The 26,638-nt window shown below is 29.7% G+C and carries 26 protein-coding genes; 10 read left to right on the plus strand and 16 right to left on the minus strand.

Features of this window, described 5'->3' with window-relative positions; genetic code table 11:
* Nucleotides 1-49 precede the first annotated feature (49 nt).
* Nucleotides 50-1,585: a vitamin K epoxide reductase family protein gene (locus SY27_RS08585; protein WP_045969173.1), complete on the minus strand. Its 1,536-nt coding sequence runs from the start codon at nucleotides 1,583-1,585 to the stop codon at nucleotides 50-52.
* A 267-nt stretch (nucleotides 1,586-1,852) separates the two neighbouring features.
* On the opposite strand from SY27_RS08585, the gene SY27_RS08590 reads away from it, so the two are divergent.
* Nucleotides 1,853-2,050 carry a hypothetical protein gene (locus SY27_RS08590; protein WP_045969175.1) on the plus strand — a complete coding sequence of 66 codons (198 nt, stop codon included), beginning with the start codon at nucleotides 1,853-1,855 and terminating at the stop codon, nucleotides 2,048-2,050.
* Here SY27_RS08590 and SY27_RS08595 read toward each other — a convergent pair.
* From SY27_RS08595 to SY27_RS08615, 7 genes are all read right to left on the minus strand, one after another.
* The gene (locus SY27_RS08595; RefSeq protein WP_045969177.1) at nucleotides 2,042-3,772 is read right to left on the minus strand and encodes a helix-turn-helix domain-containing protein; all 1,731 of its coding nucleotides are present in this window, start codon (nucleotides 3,770-3,772) and stop codon (nucleotides 2,042-2,044) included. The two genes, SY27_RS08590 and SY27_RS08595, sit on opposite strands and share 9 nt — an antisense overlap.
* Nucleotides 3,773-3,967: 195 nt before the next feature.
* Nucleotides 3,968-4,180, minus strand: coding sequence for a hypothetical protein (locus SY27_RS08600; RefSeq protein ID WP_045969179.1), 213 nt, complete (start codon nucleotides 4,178-4,180; stop codon nucleotides 3,968-3,970).
* Nucleotides 4,181-4,208: 28 nt separating this feature from the next.
* Nucleotides 4,209-4,367: a hypothetical protein gene (locus tag SY27_RS18870; protein WP_161794141.1), complete on the minus strand. Its 159-nt coding sequence runs from the start codon at nucleotides 4,365-4,367 to the stop codon at nucleotides 4,209-4,211.
* Nucleotides 4,368-4,392: 25 nt separating this feature from the next.
* The gene (locus SY27_RS19000) at nucleotides 4,393-4,545 is read right to left on the minus strand and encodes a hypothetical protein (RefSeq protein ID WP_200894143.1); all 153 of its coding nucleotides are present in this window, start codon (nucleotides 4,543-4,545) and stop codon (nucleotides 4,393-4,395) included.
* A 13-nt stretch (nucleotides 4,546-4,558) separates the two neighbouring features.
* Nucleotides 4,559-4,771 (minus strand): hypothetical protein, encoded by a 213-nt coding sequence (locus tag SY27_RS08605; protein WP_045969181.1) that lies wholly within the window; start codon nucleotides 4,769-4,771, stop codon nucleotides 4,559-4,561.
* Between the two features lie 221 nt (nucleotides 4,772-4,992).
* Nucleotides 4,993-5,187 (minus strand): hypothetical protein, encoded by a 195-nt coding sequence (locus tag SY27_RS08610; RefSeq protein ID WP_045969183.1) that lies wholly within the window; start codon nucleotides 5,185-5,187, stop codon nucleotides 4,993-4,995.
* Between the two features lie 655 nt (nucleotides 5,188-5,842).
* Nucleotides 5,843-6,625: a DNA/RNA non-specific endonuclease gene (locus tag SY27_RS08615; protein ID WP_082084325.1), complete on the minus strand. Its 783-nt coding sequence runs from the start codon at nucleotides 6,623-6,625 to the stop codon at nucleotides 5,843-5,845.
* A gap of 49 nt (nucleotides 6,626-6,674) precedes the next feature.
* Here SY27_RS08615 and SY27_RS18680 point away from each other — a divergent pair, with 49 nt between their 5' ends.
* The 3 genes from SY27_RS18680 (at nucleotide 6,675) to SY27_RS08630 (ending at nucleotide 12,482) form a co-directional block, all read left to right on the plus strand.
* Entirely contained in the window at nucleotides 6,675-7,232 is a 558-nt protein-coding gene (locus tag SY27_RS18680) for a hypothetical protein (RefSeq protein ID WP_052705242.1), read from the plus strand.
* Nucleotides 7,233-7,947: 715 nt separating this feature from the next.
* A complete protein-coding gene (locus SY27_RS08625; protein WP_045969187.1) occupies nucleotides 7,948-8,244 on the plus strand; it encodes a GIY-YIG nuclease family protein in 297 nt (98 codons plus the stop codon).
* Between the two features lie 707 nt (nucleotides 8,245-8,951).
* Nucleotides 8,952-12,482: a T9SS type A sorting domain-containing protein gene (locus SY27_RS08630; RefSeq protein WP_045969189.1), complete on the plus strand. Its 3,531-nt coding sequence runs from the start codon at nucleotides 8,952-8,954 to the stop codon at nucleotides 12,480-12,482.
* Between the two features lie 336 nt (nucleotides 12,483-12,818).
* On the opposite strand, the gene SY27_RS08635 is transcribed toward SY27_RS08630, so the two are convergent.
* The 3 genes from SY27_RS08635 to rplU form a co-directional block, all read right to left on the minus strand.
* Nucleotides 12,819-13,346, minus strand: coding sequence for a helix-turn-helix domain-containing protein (locus tag SY27_RS08635; RefSeq protein WP_045969191.1), 528 nt, complete (start codon nucleotides 13,344-13,346; stop codon nucleotides 12,819-12,821).
* A gap of 316 nt (nucleotides 13,347-13,662) precedes the next feature.
* On the minus strand, nucleotides 13,663-13,923 hold the full coding sequence (gene rpmA / locus SY27_RS08640) for a 50S ribosomal protein L27 (RefSeq protein WP_045969193.1): 261 nt from the start codon (nucleotides 13,921-13,923) through the stop codon (nucleotides 13,663-13,665).
* 33 nt (nucleotides 13,924-13,956) lie between these two features.
* Nucleotides 13,957-14,610: a 50S ribosomal protein L21 gene (gene rplU / locus SY27_RS08645; RefSeq protein ID WP_045969195.1), complete on the minus strand. Its 654-nt coding sequence runs from the start codon at nucleotides 14,608-14,610 to the stop codon at nucleotides 13,957-13,959.
* Between the two features lie 199 nt (nucleotides 14,611-14,809).
* Here rplU and SY27_RS08650 point away from each other — a divergent pair, with 199 nt between their 5' ends.
* Both SY27_RS08650 and SY27_RS08655 read left to right on the plus strand, forming a co-directional pair.
* On the plus strand, nucleotides 14,810-16,135 hold the full coding sequence (locus SY27_RS08650) for a pitrilysin family protein (RefSeq protein ID WP_045969197.1): 1,326 nt from the start codon (nucleotides 14,810-14,812) through the stop codon (nucleotides 16,133-16,135).
* 8 nt (nucleotides 16,136-16,143) lie between these two features.
* On the plus strand, nucleotides 16,144-18,198 hold the full coding sequence (locus SY27_RS08655) for a pitrilysin family protein (protein WP_045969199.1): 2,055 nt from the start codon (nucleotides 16,144-16,146) through the stop codon (nucleotides 18,196-18,198).
* Between the two features lie 50 nt (nucleotides 18,199-18,248).
* Here SY27_RS08655 and SY27_RS08660 read toward each other — a convergent pair whose 3' ends face one another.
* Nucleotides 18,249-19,121 (minus strand): DMT family transporter, encoded by an 873-nt coding sequence (locus SY27_RS08660; protein ID WP_045969201.1) that lies wholly within the window; start codon nucleotides 19,119-19,121, stop codon nucleotides 18,249-18,251.
* Between the two features lie 107 nt (nucleotides 19,122-19,228).
* On the opposite strand from SY27_RS08660, the gene SY27_RS08665 reads away from it, so the two are divergent.
* Together SY27_RS08665 and SY27_RS08670 are read left to right on the plus strand one after the other, a co-directional pair.
* Nucleotides 19,229-19,738, plus strand: coding sequence for a heavy-metal-associated domain-containing protein (locus SY27_RS08665; RefSeq protein ID WP_082084326.1), 510 nt, complete (start codon nucleotides 19,229-19,231; stop codon nucleotides 19,736-19,738).
* A gap of 341 nt (nucleotides 19,739-20,079) precedes the next feature.
* On the plus strand, nucleotides 20,080-20,823 hold the full coding sequence (locus tag SY27_RS08670) for a bifunctional 2-polyprenyl-6-hydroxyphenol methylase/3-demethylubiquinol 3-O-methyltransferase UbiG (protein WP_045969203.1): 744 nt from the start codon (nucleotides 20,080-20,082) through the stop codon (nucleotides 20,821-20,823).
* 15 nt (nucleotides 20,824-20,838) lie between these two features.
* Here SY27_RS08670 and gldD read toward each other — a convergent pair whose 3' ends face one another.
* Genes gldD through mutY form a run of 4 tightly spaced genes read right to left on the minus strand, consistent with a single transcriptional unit; the run spans nucleotide 20,839 to nucleotide 24,241 of the window.
* Complete coding sequence (gene gldD / locus SY27_RS08675) at nucleotides 20,839-21,387, minus strand: gliding motility lipoprotein GldD (RefSeq protein WP_045969205.1); 549 nt, start codon at nucleotides 21,385-21,387, stop codon at nucleotides 20,839-20,841.
* A 9-nt stretch (nucleotides 21,388-21,396) separates the two neighbouring features.
* The gene (locus tag SY27_RS08680) at nucleotides 21,397-22,689 is read right to left on the minus strand and encodes a gliding motility-associated protein GldE (protein ID WP_045969207.1); all 1,293 of its coding nucleotides are present in this window, start codon (nucleotides 22,687-22,689) and stop codon (nucleotides 21,397-21,399) included.
* A gap of 23 nt (nucleotides 22,690-22,712) precedes the next feature.
* Nucleotides 22,713-23,165: a single-stranded DNA-binding protein gene (locus tag SY27_RS08685; RefSeq protein WP_045969209.1), complete on the minus strand. Its 453-nt coding sequence runs from the start codon at nucleotides 23,163-23,165 to the stop codon at nucleotides 22,713-22,715.
* Between the two features lie 47 nt (nucleotides 23,166-23,212).
* A complete protein-coding gene (mutY, locus tag SY27_RS08690; RefSeq protein ID WP_045969212.1) occupies nucleotides 23,213-24,241 on the minus strand; it encodes an A/G-specific adenine glycosylase in 1,029 nt (342 codons plus the stop codon).
* A 120-nt stretch (nucleotides 24,242-24,361) separates the two neighbouring features.
* On the opposite strand from mutY, the gene SY27_RS08695 reads away from it, so the two are divergent.
* A complete protein-coding gene (locus SY27_RS08695) occupies nucleotides 24,362-24,667 on the plus strand; it encodes an HU family DNA-binding protein (RefSeq protein WP_255350299.1) in 306 nt (101 codons plus the stop codon).
* 332 nt (nucleotides 24,668-24,999) lie between these two features.
* Nucleotides 25,000-26,541, plus strand: a complete 1,542-nt coding sequence (locus tag SY27_RS08700) for a ribonuclease E/G (protein ID WP_045969350.1) — start codon at nucleotides 25,000-25,002, stop codon at nucleotides 26,539-26,541.
* Nucleotides 26,542-26,638: the final 97 nt, after the last annotated feature.

The following is a 26,638-nucleotide window of genomic DNA, read 5'->3' on the forward strand; positions in this document are numbered from 1 at the left end:
AGCGTTTTTAAGTCAATTGTAGTTTTTGACTATTATTGCAATAATATTTTTAAACCAAAATAGGTTGTAATTCTTCTTCTAATTCTGAAATAAAATACTTCACTTCTTCAATATCATATTCGCCTGGAAATAATTTGCTGTTCAATAATTTTACAGGTGTATAATTAAAATTATTATCTGAGCACCATTCGTATTGTTCTCTAATTATTTGTACTATATTAGAATCTTTCTTTTTTTGTTCCCATTTTTCTTTCCAGTCTTCTAAACTCATCTTTTTTATGTGCCAATCGGAAATAGCTTCCACTATTTTTTCTGGCATATTTTCATTAATTTGAAGAATGCTTTCAACAATTGAGAGGTAAGGGTTATCTTTATTATCTGGATTTAAATTGAAAAACACTGTCAATCTTACCTTATTTAAACTTGAGTTTACTAACTCTAATCCGTTTTCAAATGCTGTATGACAAAAAGAACAACTTGGACTTAAAATCAAGGTTAGGTTTACAGATGCATTTTTATTTCCTATTTCAACTTTTGTTAAGGCCTTTAATCTTTGTTCGTTCACGATCTCTTTTTGCAATGATTTAAAAACAGTATAGTTTCTTTTAAATTTAATAAGCTCAATATTTTTCTTTTGCAATTCTACTCTTTTAAATAATATTGGTTTCCAAAAAAACCAAATAGGAACCATTACTAAAAGCACATTTGTTATTGACAACAAATTCCATGTTAGTGGTTGATTAACAATAAAAAACAAAGCAGCTTGTATTATTAATAAGGATGAAATACCCAAGCATAGAACACACCATTTTTTCAATTTACTTTGTTGAAGCCAAATGGAGTATAGAATAATAGGAAGAGAAAGAACACTTAAAAAATTAATTAGTTTTAAATTACTTTCATCTATTACAATAAGAAGAGCACTAACACTAAAAAACAAAATTGGTAAATCTGAAAAGTCTAACCATTTTGTGATTTTCGCATTCTTAGATTTTATTACAGAATCACAAGATGTCTTTTCGCTAAAAGAGCAAATTTTTGAGATAGCTCCGTCTAATGTATTTAATTTTTCATCGACTATAAGCACACTGATTAAAACTCCTATTACTATAATTCCAAAATTAAATATGGAAATTAGTCCATTCATTTGTTCCATTTTAATCACAAAAAGAGAAAACAAAATTAAAACGAGTAAAACATATTTACTTTTAAATAGGCTTAATCTCTTTCTTTCTAGTTTAACACCTTGTTCAATAGCAATTACAACACCATTCCATTTGTTCAAGAAATCATCTGTAGATACTTTCTTTTTTCCTTCTTTTTCTTTCTCAACCGCGATTTCATTATTCTGCTTTGTAACTAAGGTTATGTCATCATTAAATACTGCTAAAAATGAGTTAGGCAATTCTGGAAATTGTTCTTTTGGAACTTTAGCTGCTACATTTTCTATAGAAAGCATATCTAATGTATCCGTTATTGCAAATAAGCTTGGATAATTAGGGTGAGATAAAAACAAATTTTCAAAATCATTTTGCTTTTTATCGTAGTTATTAATCTTTAAATACTTTTTAATAATTGCCTTCATATAATAAAAAATGAACTAATCATTTGATTAATTTGATAAGACAAATATGGAAGTAAAAAAGAGTTAAAAAAAAGGGGGTTACATATAATTTATAAATTATAACATAAACAATTTATAAATTATGAAAGGCAAAAAACACATTCAACAGACTAAAAAACAACCCATTAAACGTTAATTAATATTTATTAGTATCAAAAAATGAAATACCCTTCTTAGAGCTAAAAATAAAAGTAACTTTGATACTTATTAACTATAAAAACATATTTTATGAAAATGCAACCTTTTTTTTTAGATCAATTTATAGCAGACAAAATCCCTTCTCATCAATTAATTAAAATTATAGGAATGGGTGATCCTAGGCCTCCTAAAAAACCAATTCTTACAGATACTGTATCTAGTGAAGATAATGGTGATGGCAAACCTAAAGATGATGATATTGTTTTAGATATTATTAAATTAGACTAATTCGTCTTTCTCTATTTTTTTAATAAATTGAACAGGTGTAACGCCTGTTCTTTTATTAAAAGATTTTGCAAAGGAAACAGCATTTTTAAATCCTACTGTTTCAGCAATAGCTTGCGTGGAGTATTTTCTAAAGGTAGCATTTGTTATCATTTGTTCTATAGCATAATTTATTTTCAATTCATTTGAATATTCGCTAAATGATTTTTCAAACCTTTTATTAACTACATACGATAAATAAGTAGTATTTGTTTTTATCTTTTTTGCAGTGCTTTGCAGATTAAAGTCTTCTCTTAAAAAATAATTTGCTTTTTCAAGTTGAATTAATTTTGCCACTATTTCATTTTCTTTCTCTTCATCGATGCTCAGTGAATTATTGTTTATTACAACCTCCTCACTATCTTTTTCATCATTAACAACTATTAAATCTTTTTTTTGTTTAAACTCTTCTATAAGTTTATTCACTTTTATATGAGCTGCTTTTTTTGCTTTATAATTTTTATATAAAAAATAAATCAATCCACAGAAAATAGATACAATTAAAACCTTTGAAAACAAAAGAAGGGACTTCTTTTGCTTAATTTCATTTTTAAGAATATTTAAATCTTCTTTTATTTCTGCATTTGCAATAATATTATTGACTTTAAGTGTTTCTTCTGCTATTAAATTCTCATTTTCTTTAAACTTGTCTTTATAAATGGCTAAATATTTTTCTGCTTTACCGTAATCATCATATTCGTTATGAATTTTAGCCAAATAGTACATAGAATTTGTAAGTTCTATTTTATTGGTTTCATGATTGGATAATGAATCTACTTTATTGAAATAAATTAGAGCTTTGTCATATTTTCTTTTCCCATAATTAACATAGCCTAAGTTATAGTATAATGTAGTTATAGGAGTTGTAAAGTTGCTTTGTTGCGCCAGTACTAAAGACGCTAAATATTGTTTCTCTGCACTAATTAAATCTGATTTTTTTACATAGATATTTCCTAAATTAATCTGAGCTTTTAATTTTCTATCTAATAAGTTTTTAGAGTAAATAATCGTTTTTTTATAATATAACTCTGAGGAATCTAATAAGGTTGCCTTCTTATTAACACTATAATAGGCTTCATAAAAAGAGCCTAACTTCATGTATACACTGCTTTTTGCTTTTAAAAAACTCTCTTTTTCGTATAAGTATTTTATCTTGTCTGTAATACTATCTGATTCTTTTACAGATTTAATGGCTAATTCAAAATTACCAACTTGAGCTAATATTAGTGCCATATTGTTTGAGCATTTTACTGCTAAAACTTTATCATCAACCTCAATGGCTAGCCTTTTAGCTTCCCTATAGGCATTAATAGCATCGCTTAATTTTTTCCTTTTCCAATTTATCAATCCTTTAAAATTAAGCAGTTTACTTTTTGCTTTCTTTTTTACAAATGGAGCATTAATTTTATCTAAATATAAGAGTGAAGTTTCAAAAGAATTATTAGAATTTAAAGTATCTGAATATTCTTTTAATTGATATAAATAAGCTTCAGATGCAAATGCGTAAGTAAGTTGTTCTGCTTCTTTTGATAATTTTATTTTATTTACATAATAAAAAGCACTGTCTAGATTTCCGTTTATATGAAAACTTACTTTATCTTGATATTTCAAGAAATCATCATTACTAAGTTTCTGTGCAACAACTGCTTGAACTACAAAAAAAATCAAAAAAAGTATTTTATTCATATTAATCTTATATGCTCTCAAAGGTATAATATAAATTAAAACTACAAAAAAAAGATGCTTTCAAAAAACCAATCAAATGATTTTCTAAAAGCATCTAAAAATTTCAAATACAATATTTATAGTAATCAAAAAATCTTCAGTTAATGTAAATAATTTTTCATACTATTTATATTACCTTTCATTAAAATTTAGAGATTACTGCCAGTTTGAAGCAACAAGTAGACAACAAACGGAAAGTTTACAGCCCGAAGGTGTATTAATTCTACATCTTTCCGGTAATCCAGGATTTGTGCTACAATCTACATTAGATGGTGTATTACATGTTATTCTCTCTCCTCCAAAAACATTCTTTTGTTCTTCTTTAGAAATTTGCTGTACTCCTCTTAAACTTAATATTGATTTTTTCATAATAATTTTTATTATTTTATTTTTAAAATTATACCCAATCTGGATCTTTTTTACATCCTACTTTTGTGCAAAATAATCCTGGAGGACAACCATCTATTGCACAAACATGTATTCCACCTTTAATGGTTTTTTGTTCTTTTTGAGATAATGCTTGTACACCTCTCAAGTTTAAAATTGATTTTTTCATTGCTGTAAATTTTAGTATTTACTTTCTATCTTTCACAACCCTCTTGCCACTCATAACAAACTCTTTGAACTGGATCCCAGTCTATACAACATTTTGGAGCTTTTCCTCCTTTAATCATTTTTTGCTCTTTTTGAGATAAGACTTGAGTTCCTGCCAAATTTAAAATTGATTTTTTCATAATTTTATAGTTATTAACAATTATTTCCTATTACAGAACATTTTCTTGTATTCTTATCCCAAATAGGGTAATACTCTGTTAAACTTAAACATTGAGATTCTACTGAATTAAAAGTATAAGCACCACATAGGTTGCTTAAATCTGGAATCCATCCACCTTGCACTGCTTTTTGCTCTTTCTGAGATAATGCTTGCACACCTCTTAAATTTAAAACTGATTTTTTCATTTTTATATTTATTTATTAATATTTTATATGGGATAAAGTTCACACAAATATCTTAGAGCGCCTATTCTATAGCGTACTCCTCCTTAAGACACTTATTTTGCAGTACAACTATAATTCGGCAAACTCAAAACACAGACTATTTTTCCTCCATTAATAATCTTTTGTTAATTACTGAGTTCTACAAAGATTTAAAATTGTTTTTCATAATATTTATACCTTCCTTATAAAGTAGTTACTAAACCACAAGCATCTGTACAACATCTTATTGTATCGCAATTTTTCTTAAAAACGCTATTACAATAACATGGAAAAGAAGCTCCTATAGTATCCATTACTCTTAGTCCACCTACAATTTCTTTCTGTGTTTTCTTTGATAATTCCTGAGCCCCTACTAAACTTAAAATTGATTTTTTCATGATGCTAATAATTTAAAAAATTAATTATTATCCCAAGATTTTTTAAGTCAACTGAGACTTTTTGACATTGCTACAACAATATTTTTTATTCTAATTTTTAACTCTATAAAAAACCGTCAGTTTCGAGTATTTTCACTTTATTTTATAAAGCAAAAATGCGAGAAGAACGTTTAACCATTTTCATTTATCTTATCACAATTCTTTAAAAGAATTACTCGAATTGACGAAAATTATAACTAAAAAAATTCAAGTATCCAACATATTATCTATTGGTAATCTACTTGTTTTTGTTGTAAAAATGTTCTTTTAACTAACTTTAAAAAAGAAATACAACGTTCACAATACTACAAAAAATATCTGACTCACAATTACAACTTTGTTGCCGAAATTGTTAAAATAGCAGAACAATAATCTAAACATTAGTCATTTTAATGTTAAAAACACCAAATTAAAGCTATCATTTCAAAAATAAAAACTCATGCATCGAGAACCGTTTAAATCATCAACTATAACCTATTTAAAAAATGGATTTATATTTTACACTACAAATCATTTTAGTATTTGCCTTAGTTATTATCATCTATTATCTGATACGACTCATTTTAAAAATCATCAAACATTTAGAGAAAATAAACAAAAAATCAAATTCTAAATTTTAAAATATCCATCCTGTATAGTCTGTTTTCGCTTCTAATTCATCTTCAATAGCATCCTCTAATGCTGGAAAGAAATCAATCCCTGTAAGCTGTTCTATTTTGTCTACCGAAGTAATAAAGCTATATAATGGTTTTTCAGAAGCTTCATTTGGTACTAAAAACCCAATCATATTTTTTTGATCTTTAGACAATAGTATTTTATAAAAATATTTAGGTACAGCAACATTTTCAAAACCAATAGTTTCCAAATCAGGCGTTAAAACACCGCCTGTAACCACATATAAGCTATCTTGTCCTTTTGCCCAATAGCGCACTTTTTGCTCTAGTCTATTCCATATTCCTGCATTAAAATCGTACTTTTGAGGCGCTATATTTGACGTTAAAAACGTTTCTTCATAATCCTCATAACTCCCTCTTCTATCTCCTGCTGGGCACAAATGCCCCTTATTATACCCCGATCTTTTATAGTTTCGCCAGTGAGCCGCTCCCGTTAATATTTCTGGATCTATTTCGAAATAAGGACGCTTATAATCTGTATTTTTTATATCACTCTCCTTTAACACATAAGCCACCCACTCTGCTTGCTCATATTCTTCAGCATAAGAAAGAGTATACGTTTTATGCTTATAAACAGCTCCTGTAGTATTTGAAGGTAAGTAATCAAATACTGTTATTTCGTTATTTTGTGTTCCAAATTCATTATTTTGTGTTGTCCTATTCTGGTTACATGCCCCCATAAGCACTGTCATAATCAACAAAATAGCCATTTTATTTTTGCACATATTGTATACATTTATCTATCTTTGTAAAGATAACTTTAAAAAAAAAAGTATGAAAATTAAACTTATGTTATTATTGGTTGTTCTTGGTTTCCAATTTTCAAACGGACAGGAAATTATAACAGATAGTGTTACTGCTGCTAAACTAAAAACAGAGCAAGAAGTTGCAAAAGAGAAAGAAGCCATTAAACAAGAAAAAGAAAGGATTAAAGCAGAAGAGAAACAAAAGAAAGAATTAGCAAAGGCTGAAAAGGAAAAAGTAAAAGCAGAGAAAGAAGCTCAAAAGGCAGAAAAAGAAAGAGCCAAAGCAGAAAAAGAGAGAGAAAAAGCGGCTAAAAAAAGAGAGAAAGAAGCTAAAAAAGCGGAAAAAGAAAAAGAAAAAGCTGAGAAAGCACGAAAAGATGTTTCAAAAAGAAGAGACAAAATAGCGGAACATCAGAAAGAAATTGAAAAGGATAAAGCGAAATTTGAAAAGCTTAAAATAAAAGGAAAATTAAGTCCTAATGATGAGCTAAAATGGAGAGAAAAAATTCTTAAAAAAGAAGATAAATTAAGAGATTATCAAGCTGATTTAGACAAAGCACAAAGAAAAGCGGATAAACTAAATTAAACGATAATTTTGACACTGTTCTAAAAAACAAGAGGGTTTAACTTTAATTAAAGTTGAACCCTTTTTTTTCGATACATTTTTGTGAAATTGCTGTTCGCATTTCATAAAATCACTCGAACAGCGAGAATACAAACAAAAAACTAATTTATAACATAATTATTAACCATTAAATTCCACAATCTTGTCATGCTGTAAGCATCCCATTTGCAGCTCAATAATACGGAGTTTCTAATGCGACCCTTACAGGGTGACAATTTTCGTTTTAGTGGAAAGTTTTAAAGTTTAACAAAACAAAAGACATCTACAATGCTCATTCAAATAAAAAACTCAAAGGTTTATTAAATCTTCGGTATAAATACTCTGAAAACTATATAGATATTTTAATAAAACCTTTAAAGGAGTGCGAAGCGTATCGAGAAGTTTTACAAAGACTCAACATTTTTTTCATAAAAATACCCAAACTAATGTATAATATTACGGAGTTCCTAATGAGATGCTTACAGCATGACAAGTTTGTGGTTCTCGATACACTTTTGTGAAACTGCTGTCGCATTTCATAAAAACACTCAAACTGACAACACAAACGGTTTAACACAATCTACGTCACTTCGAGTGCGAAGCGTATCGAGAAGTATTATTCTACTTCTTTCCTCAAAAAAATAACTCACAATGTCTCCAATTTGATATAAAAAGAAAAAACATTATTTTTGATAATATGAAAATTTCTTACGTCTATATATTAAAATGCGCTGACAACACCTATTATACTGGGGTTACTAGTAATTTATCTCAACGTTTTTTCCAACATGAAATTGGACATTTTCCAGATTGCTATACTTTTAAAAGACGACCAGTTTTATTAGCTTTTTATGCTGAATTTACGGATATAACTATTGCTATCCAAAAGGAAAAGCAAATTAAAAAATGGTCTAAAGCAAAAAAAGAAGCTCTAATCTCAGATAATTATGATGACCTGCCTAACCTCGCTAAGAAAAAATTTAATAAATCTTAAAAAAGTTCTCGATACATTTATATGAAATTGCTGTTCGCATTTCATAAAAATACTCGAACTGACGTAGATTGTCTTAAAAACTATAGTAATCACAACTCGCGTCACTTCGAGTGCGAAGCGTATCGAGAAGTTTTACAAAGACTCAACATTTTTTTTATAAAAATACCCAAACTAATACATAATATTACGGAGTTCCTAATGGGATGCTTACAGCATGACAAGTTTGTGGTTCTCGATACATTTTTGTGAAACTGCTATTTGCATTTCATATAAATACTCGAACTGACGACACAAACGGTTTAACACAATCTACGTCACTTCGAGTGCGAAGCGTATCGAGAAGTTTCACAAAGACTCAACATTTTTTTCATAAAAATACCCAAACTAATGCATAATATTACGGAGTTCCTAATGAGATGCTTACAGCATGACAAGTTTGTGGTTCTCGATACATTTTTGTGAAACTGCTGTTCGCATTTCATAAAAACACTCAAACTGACGACACAAACGGTTTAACGCAATCTACGTCACTTCGAGTGCGAAGCGTATCGAGAAGTATTATTCTATTTTAAAAATAACAACTCTAGTAAATCTATTACTGTAACTATTACACTTTTAACACCTTATAATTTTAACATTAAATAAAATAATTATATTTACACCTAACTTACTGAAAAAAATAATATTCTTACAAACAATTAATTATTATGAGTAAATTTTACATACCATTACTATTTTGCTTTAATTTTTTTAGTTTTGCTCAAGTCGGTTTCCAACCACACACAGTAATTGACTCCACCTATGGTTATTCTCAACCACAAAAGATAACTATAGCCGACATCGATGGGGATTCTTTTCCCGATGTTGTTGTAGGTAGTTCAGGCAAAATTTCATGGCAAAAAAACCTTAATGGTACAGGTAATTTTTCTAAAACGAAAACCGTTGCTAATAATACATATTCTATTAATAGTATAGCAGTTGCAGAAATTGATGGTGATGGTTTTCAGGATGTTGTTTATAGTATTTGGAATGGAAGTCAATCCTTAGCCTTTTGGGTAAAAAACATAGATGGTTTAGGTACTTTTAGTTCTCCAACAGCCATAACAACTACTGGTAGTTATGGTTCACAGTTACAAGTGGTTGATTGGGACAACGATAATGATATGGATGTAATTTGTAGCTCTTCAAGTGGTATTTCTTTATTTAAAAATAACGGCACTGGAACTTTTACAACATCTACCATTTTAAGTAATAGTTCGGCTTTTCATATCACAGATCTCAATAATGATAACCTAATGGATATTGTTCGAGTAAATGGCTATTTACTTCAGGCATACGAGCAAAATACAAACGGAACACTTAGCCTCTTAGAAACTATGGACAGTTTTGCACAAACAAGTCGAATATTTAGTGGTGACGTAGATGGAGATGGCGATATTGATATTCTTACCATATTTGAAAATGGAGGTTCAGAAAGACGAATAAAATGGTATCAAAATACAAATGGTTTAGGAACCTTTGCCAATAATGTAATCTTGGTCAATTTACCTAATTTAACGGTAACTTCTAGTAATGATCAAAAAAAATTAGAAATGACCGATTTGGATGGTGATAATAAATTAGATATTCTTTTTATGGAATCCAATACCACCAAAATTGCATGGTACAAAAATATGACTGGAACAACCTTCGGTTCCGAACAAATCATATCTACAAATGCCGAATCGGTTTGGGACATTGCTTCAATTGATCTAAATAATAATGAAACTAAAGACATCCTTGCTGCAACTTATAAAAACGGTGATATTTCTTTATACAAAAACACGAATAATCTAGGCAGTTTTAGTGCACCAACTAGAATTTCTTACTATGTTCTTTTTCCTAATAATGTTGATGTTGGCGATATTGATGGTGACGGAATTAAAGATATTCTCTCTTCTTCTAATGGAGATAATAAGTTAGCATGGTATAAAAATGTTTCAGGAACTGGAACCTTTACACAACCACAACAAATCATTTCCAATACGACCACACAAGCAAGAAATGGATATTTACGCGATATGGATGGTGATGGAGACTTAGATGTTGTTGCAACTTATTTTTTTGATGATACTATTGATGTATATAAAATTTTATGGTTTAAAAACGATGGAAATGGTGTTTTTACAACCGAAAACACAATATACACAGGAACAGCAGATTTGTATTATATAACTCCTGTTGATATTGATAGCGATGGAGATATTGATATCGTAGCCGTTTTAAATACAACAAACCTTATGGTGCTTCGAAATAATGGCAACGGAACCTTTCAATCACAGCAATTGTATAACTTTCCAACAGCAAGTTTTAGTTATATAACAATTGATGATATAGATGGTGATGGCGATTTAGATGTGATTAATGCAAATAGCAATAAATTTGGTTGGTATGAAAACACCAATGGATTAGGTAATTTTACCATAGAACACATCATTCCAGAAACGTCGAGCTTTACAAAAAGGATTTATACTAGCGATCTTGATGGCGATGGTGATAAAGATATTGTGTACATCTATCGAGGTCAAAACAAAATAGGATGGTATGAAAATACTGACGGACAAGGTACATTTGGTCCAGCTACCGTTATTGCAACAGTTACTAAAGCATTATCTCTTACAATGTATGATGTAGATGGAGATGGTGATAATGATATTGTTTGTGATGCTGAACAAGGAGACCGATTGCGTTGGTTTAAAAACAACGGTGATGGAACTTTTGAAACGCCTTTTGCTATTACCAATGAATTGTTACGTATGAGCAGCATTGTTGTTGCTGATATGAATGCAGATGGTCTTTTGGATTTTGTAACTTCATCATTTGACGATTCTAAAATAGCTTGGTTTGAAAACCTTGGTCTTTTACAAAATAAAATTCAAGGCACAGTTCGCACTGATATTGCTGCCAATGGTTGCACTAACAATGCAACAATAGTACCTAATTTATTGGTTTCTACAACAAAAGGATCTACTACATTTTCAACTTTTACAAACAATGATGGAAATTATTTATTGTACGCTAATGAAGATGAATACACCACAACAATTGAATCGCCATTATTACAATATGAACCGAATCCATTAAGCCATGTTACTAATTTTGTAGGTATCAATCAAACAGAGCAGCTTAATTTTTGCATGCAACCAACAACGCTTTTTGATGAATTAGAGATCAACATGTACAAATTGGATGAAGCACGTCCAGGATTTCAAGCAAAGTATCGCATACATATAAAAAACAATGGTACAACCTCTGGAACAGGAACACTGTCAGTTACTTACAACAATGGAAAATTTAGTTTTATTACTGCAAGTCAATCCATTGAATCACAAACTGCAAACACTTTAACCTTTGCTTTTAATAATGTGCTACCGTTTCAAACAACAACAATAGATCTTACCTTTTTAGTAGCAACAATTCCTTCCGTTACAATTGGCGAAAGTGTATCTTTTATTACTAATATTAATGGAAACACAAATGATATTGTGCAATCTAACAACACATATACATTACAACAAACCATTGTGGGCTCTTATGACCCTAATGACATTACAGTGTTAGAAGGTTCACAAATTCCAGTTGAAAATATTGATGAATATTTACACTATATCATCCGATACCAAAATACTGGAAACTTTTATGCTGAACGTGTTCGGGTAGAAAACATCTTAGACGATAAATTAGATTGGAGTACATTTCAATTAGAAAGTTTTAGTCATTCAAACCGTGTTGAAATAAAAGATGGTAATCAAGTAAGTTTTATTTTTAATGCTATATATTTGGCAAGTAGTGATGTAGACGAAGAAGGTTCAAAAGGCTATATTGCCTACAAAATTAAACCCAAATCAACAGCAGCACTTGGTGATATTTTTAATAACACAGCTAATATTTTCTTTGATTTTAATCCTCCTATAGTAACCAACACTGTTACTACAGAAGTAGTTGATACTACATTGCAAACTCCAGATTTTTCAGTAGATGACATAAAAATATTTCCAAATCCAACAAAAAGTATAGTAACAATAAACACCGACCAAATGGTGACAAAAGTGGAAATTTACAATCAAGTAGGACAGGTTGTATTTAATGGCAATGCTGTTTATGAAATTAACGTATCAAACTTTATGAATGGTATTTACTTTTTACGTATCACTAATAACTACAATCAAGTGATTACTAAAAAGATAGTAAAAAACTAAACCCGTTGGGTGTAATTAATTTTTGATGMTTTTTTTTRTCAGTTCGAGTRTTTTTMGAYAGAAAATCGTATCGAGAACAAGAAAAATTTCATTAAAAACGGTTCTCGATACATTTTTTGTTCCGTTTTACTGCACAAAAAACACTCGAATTGACGTTTTTAATAATTGCACCCAACGGGTTAAAAACTAAATAAAAGCCAAATATAAAAGAGTCGGACTATATAGTATAGGTCCGACTCTTTTATATTTTAAAACCAATGTGATACAATCTTTAAAGTAGCGTACAATGAAAAAGGAGAAACACTAAAACAGGTTAAAACATTTAAATTGATAGTGCTATAAAACACGCTGCAAAGCCTCTTTCAAATATTTTTCATAATCTTCTAAAGTTCTCTTTTTCAACTTATACTTTTCTTGTAATTGGTATCCGTTTTGTCCCATTTCTTTAATAGCTTCTACCTCCATTAATTTTAAATGAGCATCAATCAAAGAGTCTTTATCATTCATTTTTTTCAAATAAGCAACAAACTTTAACTTAGCAATATTATCCTCATATTTCTTTTCAACTCGACTTATTTTCTTTTCTAAAATTAATTGCCTATGCTTATTTATAAGGATTTCTCCTTCTAAATATCGCTTCATTTTTTTATTTTCTTCTTTTAAATAAGCTGCTGTTTCTATAGAACTGTTCTTCACCTTTCGTACAAAAATTACCATATCTGCTAGCTTCAAAAGAACATCAGTAGGCAAATCTCGTCTGCCTGTTTCATACATAGCCAATTGAGTTTTACTTACTTTTAATACTATAGCTAAATCTGATTGTGAAACACCTAGTTCTTCTCTTATTGTTCCTTTCTTATCCATTTTTTTTAACCAAATTAATCTTGTGATTTTTTTTTTCAAAAGTAAAATAAAATCACGAAGTCTGTAATCTTTTTTTCAAAAAGAAAATTAAATTACAAGATTGGTAATTTTTTTTTTCAAAATGAAAAAAAAGATCACGGTTTCTGTAATTTTTTTTTCGTTTTGAAAAAAAGTTTACAACTTTTGTAATTTTATTTTTAAAATGAAAAAAAAATCACAACTCTAAATCTTTTATAAAAAAGCTTATATAGTATGGTATAAGCATAAAAAAAACCAGCAGTAACTGCTGGTTTTTTTTATGTAATAATCTTAATTACTAAGCTTCAAAAGGAGCTATAGAAACGTATGATTTATTATCTTTTTTCTTTTGAAATTGAACAACACCATCAACTTTAGCATGTAAAGTATGATCTTTACCCATGTAAACGTTTTCACCTGGGTTGTGTTTAGAACCTCTTTGTCTAACAATGATGTTACCAGCAATTGCAGCTTGACCACCATAAATCTTAACGCCTAAACGTTTCGATTCTGATTCTCTACCATTCTTAGAACTACCGACACCTTTCTTGTGAGCCATGACGTTTTAAGTTTTAATTGTTAATATTAATAATTAAACAGCTTTACCACCGTTTAATTCGTCTTGTAATTTTTGTAATTCATCCCAGTTACCATCAGCAGCTAATTGAGCTTGTTGCGCCCAAGTAGTTGGATCTAAATGAGAAAGTTTTGAAGTTGACGCGTCTAGAACTTCTTTTACAGATTCTGCACTAGCTTTAGCTAATTTAGCAAATGTATCAATTCCAGCAGCAACTAAAGCCTCAGCAGCTTTAGGTCCTATTCCTTCAATCTTTTTTAAATCATCACCTTTTTTAGTAGCTTTTGCTTTTGGAGCTGCTTTCTCTGCTTTAGGAGCTGTTTCTTTTTTAGGAGCAGCCGTTTTCTTAGTTGCACCAGAAGCTACAATTCCTTCAATGATAATTTGAGTTAACGATTGTCTATGACCGTTTTTCTTTTTGTATCCTTTTCTTCTTTTCTTTTTGAAAACGATTACTTTGTCACCTTTAAGGTGTCTTAAAACTTTCGCTTCTACTGAAGCTCCATCTATAGCTGGGGCGCCTAGAGTTACTGCACCATTATCGTCTAACAAAAGAACTTTATCAAAAGAAACATTGTTTCCTTCTTCTTCTGGTAAACGGTGTACATAAACCTTTTGGTCTTTGCTTACTTTAAATTGTTGCCCTGCTATCTCTACGATTGCATACATACGAATATGAATTTAGTTAATTTTTCAAGTGTGCAAATATACAACAATTTATCAATCAAGCAACAAGTGTCTTTAAAAATTATCCTTAAAGTTTTAATAAATACTGTTTCTTCAAAAAAAAGTACTTTAAATCTTCCATAAGGTGTAACAAAATTTAATAAATCACGACTTATGGGGAAAATAACTCAAATATTAACTTATGAAAAAATCTTTAATGGCTTTAAGTACAGCACTTTTGTTAGGTGGAGCAACTTACGCCCAAAAAGTAACATTTGAAGAATATGATTTAGCAAACGGACTACATGTTGTGCTACATCAAGACAATTCAGCTCCTGTAGTAATCACATCTGTAATGTATCATGTGGGAGCAAAAGACGAACAACCTAATAGAACTGGTTTTGCTCACTTTTTTGAACACCTTTTATTTGAAGGCACAAAAAATATAGAGCGTGGAGAATGGTTTAAATTAGTAACAGCTAATGGGGGTAATAATAATGCAAATACTTCTGATGACAGAACGTATTACTATGAGGTTTTCCCTTCTAACAATTTAGAATTAGCTTTATGGATGGAATCGGAAAGATTAATGCATCCTATAATCAATCAAATAGGAGTTGATACTCAAAACGAAGTTGTAAAAGAAGAAAAACGTTTAAGAGTAGACAATCAACCTTATGGTAATATTTTTAAAGCAGTAAAACAAAACATGTTTAAAACACACCCATATAGATGGACTACTATAGGTGAAATGGAACATTTAGATGCTGCTACTTTAGAAGAATTCCAAGCTTTTAATAAAAAATTCTACATTCCTAATAATGCCGTTTTAGTTGTTGCAGGACAATTTGAAACAGAAACAGCTAAAAAATGGATAGAGCAATATTTTGGTGCTATTAAAAAAGGACCAGCTATAGAACGTAAAACTTTTACAGAAGAACCTATAACTAAAGAATTTAGAACAACTTGGGAAGATCCAAACGTTCAACTTCCTATGGTTTTAGCAACTTACAGAACGCCATCTATGAAAACAAGAGATGCTAGAGTTTTAGATATGATTTCTTCTTACTTATCAGATGGTAAAAGTTCTAAATTATACAAGAAAATTGTTGACGACAAAAAAATGGCACTACAAATAGGAGCTTTTAACAATAGTCAAGAAGATTATGGTATGTATTTAATTTACGGAATACCAATGCAAGGCAAAACTTCTGATGATTTAATTAAAGAAATTGACGAAGAAATTGTTAAGGTTCAAACAGAATTAATTTCTGAAAAAGATTTTCAAAAATTACAAAATAAATTTGAAAATCAATATGTAAACAGTAATGCTAGTGTAGAAGGAATTGCTAATAACTTAGCTACTTACTACTTATTATATGGTGATATTAATTTAATTAATACAGAGATTGACATTTATCGTTCTATTACAAGAGAAGAAATTAAAGAGGTAGCTAATAAATATTTAAATTCAAACCAAAGAATGATTTTAGATTATATTCCAGCTAAAGAAAAAACTCAAAACTAAAATTGAACATGAAAAAAATTGTATATATAGCCGCTAGTTTATTTTTAACAATAACAATGCACGCACAAGATAGACCGCAACCTAAACCAGGACCAGCTCCTTCTATAAACATAAACAAACCAGAAAGTTTTACACTTAAAAATGGTTTAAAAGTTTTAATTGTAGAAAATCATAAACTTCCTAGAGTTTCGTATACTTTAACAATGGATAACCCTCCATATGCTGAAGGAAACAAAAAAGGAGTTTCAGATCTTTTAAGTGCTATGATAGGAAATGGAACAGAAACTGTTTCTAAGGATGCATTTAATGAAGAAATTGATTTCTTAGGTGCTAACATCAACTTTTGGTCTAGTGGAGCTTCTGCAAATGGTCTTTCAAGATATTCTAGCCGATTATTAGAATTAATGGCAGACGGAGCACTAAACCCTTTATTTGACGAAAAAGAGTTTGAAAAAGAAAAATCAAAACTTATCGAAGGGTTAAAAGCTGATGAAAAAAGCGTTACTGCAATTGCAAAAAGAGTTGAAGACCTTCTTACTTATGGTAAAGATCACTATAATGGTGAATATGTAAGTGAAGAAACTTTAAAAAATGTAACATTGAAAGATGTTGAATTAAACTACAACACTTATTTTGTTCCTGGAAATGCATACTTAGTAATTGTAGGAGATGTAGATTACAAAAAAACCAAAAAAGAGGTTGAAAAACTTTTTGGTAAATGGAAAAAAGCTACGGCACCGCAACTTACTTATTCTAATCCTACAGATGTTCAATACAGCCAAATTAATTTTATAGACACTCCAAATGCTGTTCAATCTGAAATTGCAGTTGTGAATCTTTCAAAATTAAAAATGACTGATAAAGACTATTTTGCTGCTATCTTAGCTAACCAAATTCTTGGTGGTGGCGGAGAAGGTAGATTGTTCTTAAATTTACGTGAAGCTCATGGATGGACTTACGGATCTTACTCTTCTTTAGGTTCTGGAAAATATATCAATAAATTTCGTTCTGGAGCGGCTGTAAGAAATGCAGTTACTGACAGTGCTGTTGTTGAAATTTTCAACGAATTAAAAAGAATGAGAAATGATTTAGTTTCTGCGGAAGAATTAAAAAATGCAAAAGCTAAATATGTTGGGAATTTTGTAATGCAAATTGAAAAACCAGCTACTATTGCTCGTTATGCATTAAACAAAGAAACTCAAAATTTACCTAATGATTTTTATGAGAACTACATTAAAAATATTAATGCAGTAACTGCTGAAGATATTAAAAATGTAGCTCAAAAATATTTCTTAGCTGATAACTCTAGAGTTGTAATTGTAGGAAAAGCTTCTGAAGTATTACCTTCATTAGAAGCAATGAGTAATAAAGAAAAATTACCTATTTTCTATTTTGACAAATTTGGAAACAAAGCTGAAAAACCAGTTGTTAAAAAAGAAATTCCAGCAGGTGTAACCACTGAAACAGTATTAAAAAAATACATTGACGCTATAGGTGGAGAAAAAGCATTGAAAAATGTTAAAACTTTAGCTAGTTTCTCTAATGGAACTATACAAGGACAAAATTTAGATTTAGTAGTAAAATCTAGCTCTTCTAAGAAAATGTCATTAGAAATGAAAGCTATGGGAATGACTGTAATGAAGCAAGTTGTTAACGACAAAGGAGCTTACATGGAAGCACAAGGTCAAAAACAAGAAATCACAGGTGATGAATTAAAATCGTTACAAGAAACTGTTGATACATTTATTGAGCTTAGCTTATTAAACGACAAAGAAGCTACATTAGCAGGTATTGAAACAATCAACAATGAAGATGCTTACGCTATTAAAAAAGGAAAAGTTACTTATTATTATAATGTAAAATCTGGATACAAAGTAGGACAAGCTGTAGAATTAGAGCAAGGTGGTCAAAAAATGACTCAAGCTACTTACTACCAAGACTACAAAGATGTAAAAGGAATTAAATTTCCATACAAAACAACTATAAATATGGGAGTTGACATTGAATTAACTACTTCTGAGGTAAAAATCAACGAAGGTGTTACTGATGCTGATTTTCAATAATTAGTGATATAAAATCAAAAGTAAAAAGCTCTCATAACTGAGAGCTTTTTTTATTGTTTTCTACTTGAAAAATAAACACCTAATAAAATCACAAAAGCACCTATTGCCTGAATTAGATTTAAACTTTCATTCATAAAAAAGTAACCTAACAAAATAGCCACAACAGGAATTATATAAGTTACAGAAGCTGCAAAAACAGGCGAAGACAATTGTATTAATTTAAAAAATAAAATATTAGACAATCCTGTTCCAATTATCCCAAGGATAGCAATATACCCTAAAGATGTTTGCACTTTTTCTTCACCAACAATTTCAAAAAAACCAGCAAAATAAAGCACTATTAATGCAGGGACAAACAAGATTACAAAATTTCCTGTACTAATTGTAAGTGGCTTTAAATCGGAAAGGTATTTCTTTATTAGGTTTACATTTATACCGTAAAACAAAGATGCTAATAAAATTAAAAAAGCATAATAATAATTTTCTGTTGTATTTTCTCCATCACTAAACAAAACCAACAACACACATCCTAAAAATCCTAAAATTACACCAAACACCTGCCTTCTTTGTACTCCCATTCCAAAAAACAGAATCCCTACAATTAATGTACTTAAAGGTGTTAATGAATTTAATATAGAACTTACTGATCCATCTATTTTAGATAAAGCTAATGCAAATAAATACACTGGTAAAAATGTTCCAAACAAAGCTGTTATAGCTATATATTTCCATTTATAGACTGGAATTTTTGGAATATGCCTAAATCCAACAATGATTAAAAAAAGAGCCGCGAAGAGAATTCTTAAACTCCCCATTTGAATAGAATTTACCCCTTTTAAACCTAGTTGCATTAAAATAAAGGAACTTCCCCATACACAACCTAAAAATCCTAACAAATACCATTTAGTATTATTATTTTCCATACGATAATTTATAAGACTCCAAAATTCAGACTTTATTTTTACTTAACCTTTCTTTTTTTATATAAATTTGTAATTAATTAATAGAATTTATTTATAAAAACAATATCATGAAAAATTTAAAAACAGCAGCATTAATTGCTTTAATATCTATAGCTTTTGTTAGTTGTAAGAAAGAAAACACTGAAACAACCGAAAACGAAATAACCCCTGAAACTTCAACAACTGAAATGGCTGCTAATTTAGAAACAGCTTCTTTTCATATTGAAGGAATGACTTGTGAAATAGGTTGCGCTAAATTAATTGAAGATAAATTATCTGGATTAAAAGGGGTTAGCAAAGCTAAAGTAGATTTTGAGAAGAAAACAGCTACTGTAACTTTTGAAAACGGAAAACAAACTCCTGAAACATTAGTTGAAACTGTTGAAGCAATTGCTGGCGGAGATCTTTACAAAGTTTCTGATGTGAAATCTTCTGGAGACAAAGCTTTTTTTAACGGAAAAGAGAAAGAAAAAAAGAAGAAAAAAGAAGGAAAAACTGAAACAAAAACTGAAACAAAAAAATCTTGTTGCAGTGGAAAATCTTCATGTGGTGAAAAGAAAGAAAGCGGAACTTTATAGTTTTTCTTTTAAAACATAAAACCTATAGATAAAAATGGTGATTGTTACACAACTAATAAAAGTGTATAACTCTTAGTTTTTAATGACTAAAAACTAAGAAAAACATTATTCTTTAGATGTTTATAATTTTATAAAAATCATATCATTAGTATTCATTTAAAAAATTATTAGCTGTACAACGATTACAATAATATAGCTAATCATTTACTCTTGCCCACTTCTTAAAATACTCATGAGTTTTTAAGTTTAATGTGTACTTATATTATATAAAATTAAGTACTAACCCACGTAGCTACTCATTAAACAGTTTCTAAAGAAACATTGAGACACAGAATAATAAGATGAAACAAAACAAATACGATGATAATGACTTTTTTGAAAGTTATGCAAAAATACCACGCTCAACTGACGGTTTAAATTCAGCAGGCGAATGGTATGTTTTAAAAAAAATGTTACCTGATTTTCAAGGAAAAAATGTACTCGACCTTGGTTGCGGATATGGCTGGCATTGTATTTATGCTAAACAACAAGGAGCAGAAAATGTAATTGGAATTGACTTATCACAAAAAATGATTGATAAAGCCAAAGAAAATTCCAAAGGATTAGCGATTAACTATAAGCAAATGGCAATCGAAGATATTAACTTTGAGTCTGAAACATTTGATGTTATCATTAGTTCACTTGCATTCCACTACTTAAAAGACCTTAAAACTATTTTTGGCAAAATTAATCAATGTTTAAAAAAAGGAGGGTGCTTTGTTTTCTCAATGGAACATCCTATGTTTACTTCAAGAGCCGAACAAGACTGGTTTACAGACGAAAATGGAAATCGACTGCATTGGCCTATTGAAAATTATCAAGACGAAAGTAAAAGAAAAACCCAATTTCTTGGACACAAAGTAACTAAATACCATCGAACTTTAGAAACTATAATAAATACCGTAATTAAATCAAATTTTGACATTCAGGAAATATCTGAACCAAAACCATCGGAAGAAATTTTAAAAAAATATCCAGAAATGAAAGACGAAATGAGAAGACCTATATTCATTATAGTATCTGCAATAAAAAAGGGAATGTTTTAAAAACATTCCCTTTTTTTATTTCCATTTTACTGTTTCCATTATTTTTCTAATATCGTTTTTGATATAACTTGCTGCTGGCAATATTGAATCATAGTTTGGCTTGGCATAAAAATACAAACTTCCCACCATGAAATGCTTTGTACTATCTGTTAAGTAAAACTGAGCATTTGTTGCTGCATTTCCACCCACTTCATAAAACATACCATACACTTTTTTTTCTTTATCTATAAAAGGCTGCTCCATAATATCATCGGCCTTTATAACATGATCATACGTTAATTTTTGAGCGTCTCTTAACAAATCTTCAATATCACGATCTACTTTTTTGTACGTCAAATATACTGTTGCTTTCATTTTTGGATAATGCAATTCAAAAGAACAAGTATCTTTTTCTTTTAATTTCACAACATCATTTATCTCAAAAACATAAGGACAATCATTTGATAGCTCATAATATTTTGCTGTTGGATATTCTAATCGAAGTTGTCCTTTCGGTTTTGGTAAAATTTCATCTCCACAAGAAACTAAACACAACGCTAGTACTATAAAAAATATTTTTTGCATCTCTCTTTTTTAACTTAACGTAACTTTTATTTGTTTTATTCTTCTATTATCTAAACTTTCCACAGTAAAAACATAACTATCAAAAGATATCTTTTGATTTTTCTTAGGAAAATTACCCGATATTTCTAAGACAAACCCTGCTAACGTTTCGGCTTCTCCTTTCTTATCTTCAAAAAGAGAACCGTTAATATCTATAATTCTATAAAAATCTTTTAAACTAATTTTTCCTTCAAAGAGGTAGTTTTTATCATCAATTTGAGAGTAAATAATATTTTCATCATCAAACTCATCACTTATATCTCCTACAATTTCTTCTAAAATATCCTCTAAAGAAACTAGTCCCGATGTTCCTCCATATTCATCAACTACAATAGCCAAGTGATTTTTCATCCCTTGAAATTCTTTAAGAAGATTGTCTAATTTTTTATTTTCAGGAATAAAGAAAGGCTTTCTAATAAGCTTTTGCCAATCAAAATCTTTTTCGTCTATATAAGGAATCAAATCTTTAATAAACAACACACCTTCTATATGATCAATACTTTCATGATAAACAGGAATTCTCGAATAGCCTTTCTCTACAATTTTTGGCATGATCTCAGCGAAAGTTTCTTCTTTTTCTAGCGCAAAAATATCAATACGAGGACTCATTACTTGCCTCACTTCTGTGTTTCCAAAAGTAACAATTCCTTCTAATATTTTTTGCTCTTCTTGTGTAGTTTCAGACTGATTTGTCAATTCTAATGCTTGTGATAATTGATCTACAGAAAAACTTGTTTTTTGCACGCTAAACTTCTTTTCCACATACAAAATAATATTGCGCATAGGAATTGTAACAGGCGCAAGAACTCTATCTAATATAGAAATAGGCAATGAAACCATTTTTGAAAATGCTACGTTGTTACGATTTGCATATATTTTAGGCAATACTTCTCCAAAAAGCAAAATAAGAAACGTAACCACCACTACCTCTACCACAAACCGAATAATTCCTGTTTTTATAGAGCTAAAAAGTGCTTCACTAATGGATGAAAACAAAATAACAATAGCAATATTTATAAAATTATTAGCCACTAAAATAGTAGCCAACAATTTTTTTGGTCGTTCTAATAATTTTGAAATTAAAGTACCTGTATTATAATCTTCAACTGATAAGTCATCAATATCTTTTTGCGACAATGAAAATAATGCAACCTCTGAACCCGAAATAAATGCAGAGCAGATAAGAAGTAAAAAAACGATTACTAAACTAATTAGCAATTCGAAATCTATTGTATTTATGTAACTGGAAGGATCTGGATCCAATTTTATATGGTATTAGTTAAACATTAAAAAGGCAAATCATCATTTTCTGACATACCTTTTGAAGCGTCAAAATTAGTGTTTTTTGATGATTCAGAACTGTCTGATTTAAAATTTTGCTTATTACTTGATTCTGTCTCTTTTTTAGTAGATAAGAATGTAAATTCGGTAACTTGAATTTCAGTTGTATATTTAGTACTACCGTCTTCTGCTTGCCATTGTCTGGATTTTATTCTTCCTTCAATGTATATTTTATCTCCTTTAGAAAGATACTTCTCGCAGATTTCAGCCGCTTTGTTTCGAACTACAATATTATGCCATTCTGTAGAAGTAATTTTTTCTCCTGTTGTCTTATTTATATACACTTCATTTGTTGCCAAAGGAAACCTACCAATACAATTCCCTCCATCAAAATAATGCATTTTAACCTCATCTCCTAGATGTCCTATTAAAAGAACTTTGTTTAGTGTACCGTTCATGGCGTGTATGATTTTTTAGTACACCAAATATAGTGTTTTTCGATGTATTACAAATAATTTGATTCAATAAAATTATGAATAACAATAGGAAATGGCAATTTTATTAATTCACTAATTGGAACTGCTTTTTCAATACTATTATCAAATTTCAATTCAAAAAAATGAATATACAAATGTTGATGTGATAATTTATGAATAATTTCTTCCGTATTTTTTAATAAAACTGATTGAGGTTTAAACTTCGTTTTAATTTCCGCTACAACATCTTCTAATTTCTTCTTATCATCACTTTCAAGTAGTTCAAACTGATATAAATTAAACCAAATTCCCTTATCTTCTCTTTTTTCAACGACAAAATTATTATCTTTATCAATGATAATCAAATAGTTAAAATACCTATTTCGTACTTTTACTTTTTTCTGTTTTACAGGTAACTTATCTACTATTTTTTTTTGAAGCGCCAAACATTTAGAATTAAACACACACACTTCACAGTTAGGACTTTTTGGCACACATTGCAATGCTCCAAACTCCATTATTGCCTGATTAAAGCTAGCAGCATTATCTATCGGCAACAATTCTTGCGCTAATTTTTGAAATTCCTTTTTAGTTTTAGGAATTGCGATATCACTAGAAATATTAAAAATTCTAGCTAAAACCCTAAAAACATTCCCATCTACCACAGCAACAGGTTCATTATAAGAAAACGAAGCAATTGCAGCAGCCGTATAATCACCTACTCCTTTCAGTTCTAATAACTCTTTGTATGTTGATGGAAAAACTCCGTTTAACTCATTCACAATATATTTTGCAGCAGCATGCAAATTCCTTGCTCTAGAATAATAACCTAGTCCTTGCCATAATTTCAACACTTCTTCTTCTGAAGCACTTGCCAAATCTAAAACTGTAGGAAAATTTCCTATAAAAGCCTCAAAATAAGGCATTCCTTGGGCCACTCTTGTTTGTTGAAGAATGATTTCAGACAACCAAATTTGATATGGATCATTTGTATTTCTCCAAGGTAAATTTCGTTTATTTTGTAAATACCAATCAATTAATGAGTTAGAAAATTCCATTGTTATAGTTTGAAAAGCAAAAATAAAAAGATTAGTAGTTAAAATTTAATTAATTAAGATTGATTAATTGTTTTTTTAATTCGTATATTTGCAAACTCAAAAAAAGAACATAAAATATTAATACGAAAGAAAATGACGAAAGCAGACATTGTAGCTAAAATTTCTGAAAAATTAGGTCTTGAAAAAGCTGATGTTCAAGCAACTGTAGAGTCTTTTATGGAAGAAGTAAAAAACTCATTAGAAACAGGTGATAATGTTTATTTAAGAGGTTTTGGAAGTTTTATTATTAAAACAAGAGCAGAAAAAACTGGAAGAAACATTTCAAAAAACACAACCATTAAAATACCTGCTCACAACATTCCAGCATTCAAGCCTGCTAAAGTTTTTGTTGAGAGCGTAAAAACTAAAACTGAAATAGCAGTATAAATCATTTATTAATCTAAACCAACAACGTTATGCCAAGTGGTAAAAAGAGAAAAAGACATAAGGTAGCGACTCACAAACGCAAGAAGAGAGCAAGAGCTAACCGTCATAAAAAGAAAAAGTAGTTTAATACTACTTTTCTTTTTTTAAAGTTCTTTGAAATTAATCAGTTAATGTACTGATTATCGGGTTAAAACCTGTAAAATATTGTTTAATCCATCTGTACTAAAGCAGTAACTTAGTAACTAGTAACTAGTAATTGGCATTTATATTTTTGACTAATTACTAACAACTAATCACTAATCACTAAAAAAGTATAGATAAAAATGTACAGCGTGAACAAAGAGTTAATTATTAGATCGGGTTCAGAAGCAGTAGATTTTGCCTTATTAAAAGATGGAAAACTAATTGAATTACACAAAGAAGAAGAAAAAGGGAATAACTTTAGTGTTGGTGATATTTTTATTGCCAAAATAAGAAAACCAGTTGCAGGTTTAAATGCAGCATTCGTTAATTTAGGTTACGAAAAAGACGCTTTCTTACACTATCATGATTTAGGTCCAAACCTTCCTTCTTTGATGAAATTTATTAAACTTGTAAGCGCAGGTAAACTAAAAGATTATTCACTCAAAAATTTTCCTTTTGAAACTGAAATCAATAAAGATGGCGTAATAACTGATATTCTCAGCGCCAATCAATCGATTTTAGTACAAGTAGTAAAAGAACCTATCTCTACTAAAGGACCCAGAATTAGTTCTGAAATTTCTTTAGCAGGACGATATGTAGTTTTAGTTCCTTTTTCAGATCGTGTTTCAATTTCACAAAAAATTGATTCTAAAGAAGAAAAAGATAGACTAAAAAGACTTGTTCTTTCTATTAAACCAAAAGGTTTTGGAGTTATTGTGAGAACAGTAGCTGAAGGCAAAAAAGTAGCTGAACTAGACAAAGACCTACAACTTTTATTAGACAGATGGTCTGCCATGAGTAAAAGGCTACAAAATGCTCATCATCCATCTAAAGTATTAGGTGAACTCAACAAAGCATCTTCAATATTAAGAGATGTTTTTAATGATACTTTTACCAGTATTAATATAGATGATGAAGAATTATATATTCAAACGAAGGACTATTTGCAAGAAATAGCTCCTGACAAGGTGTCTATCGTAAAACACTATCAGTCAAAAGATCTTCCTCTTTTTGAGAAATATCATATTGAAAGACAAATTAAAACTTCTTTCGGAAAAACAGTCTCAATGAGCAAAGGTGCTTATTTGATTATTGAACACACAGAAGCGTTACATGTAATTGATGTAAACAGTGGAAATCGTTCAAATAAAGCTTTAAACCAAGAGGATACTGCTTTAGAAGTAAACATGATTGCAGCCGCTGAGATAGCGAGACAATTACGTTTACGAGACATGGGAGGAATCATTGTTGTTGACTTTATTGATATGCAGAATGCAGAAAATAGAAAACAATTATATGATTTCTTAAGAGAAGAAATGAGTGACGATAAGGCCAAGCACAAGATCTTGCCTCCTAGCAAATTTGGATTGATTCAAATTACTAGACAAAGAGTTAGACCGGAAGTTAATATTAAAACGAGAGAAGAAGATCCAAATGAAAATGGCGAAATTGAAGCTCCAATATTAATTATTGACAAAATAACGGCTGACCTAGAAAGAATTTTAAAAGTCCATAAAAAAGTGGTATTAAACGCCCACCCTTTCGTGGCAGCATACCTTGAAAAAGGTTTTCCATCAATACGTTCAAAATGGTTTTTTGAACATAAAAAATGGGTGAAAATTATACCTCGTGACGCTTACACGTATCTTGAATATCACTTTTTTGATAAACAAGGAAACCAAATTAAATAACAAAAACCGCCTCTCATAAAAGATGGGCGGTTTTTTTTTATAAAAATACCTGAAGCCTACTAGGCTTCCTCCTCTTAATATCAAATCTCGTGACGCT

Origin of the sequence: Flavobacterium sp. 316, from assembly GCF_000967805.1 — a bacterium.
Classification (GTDB): domain Bacteria; phylum Bacteroidota; class Bacteroidia; order Flavobacteriales; family Flavobacteriaceae; genus Flavobacterium; species Flavobacterium sediminilitoris.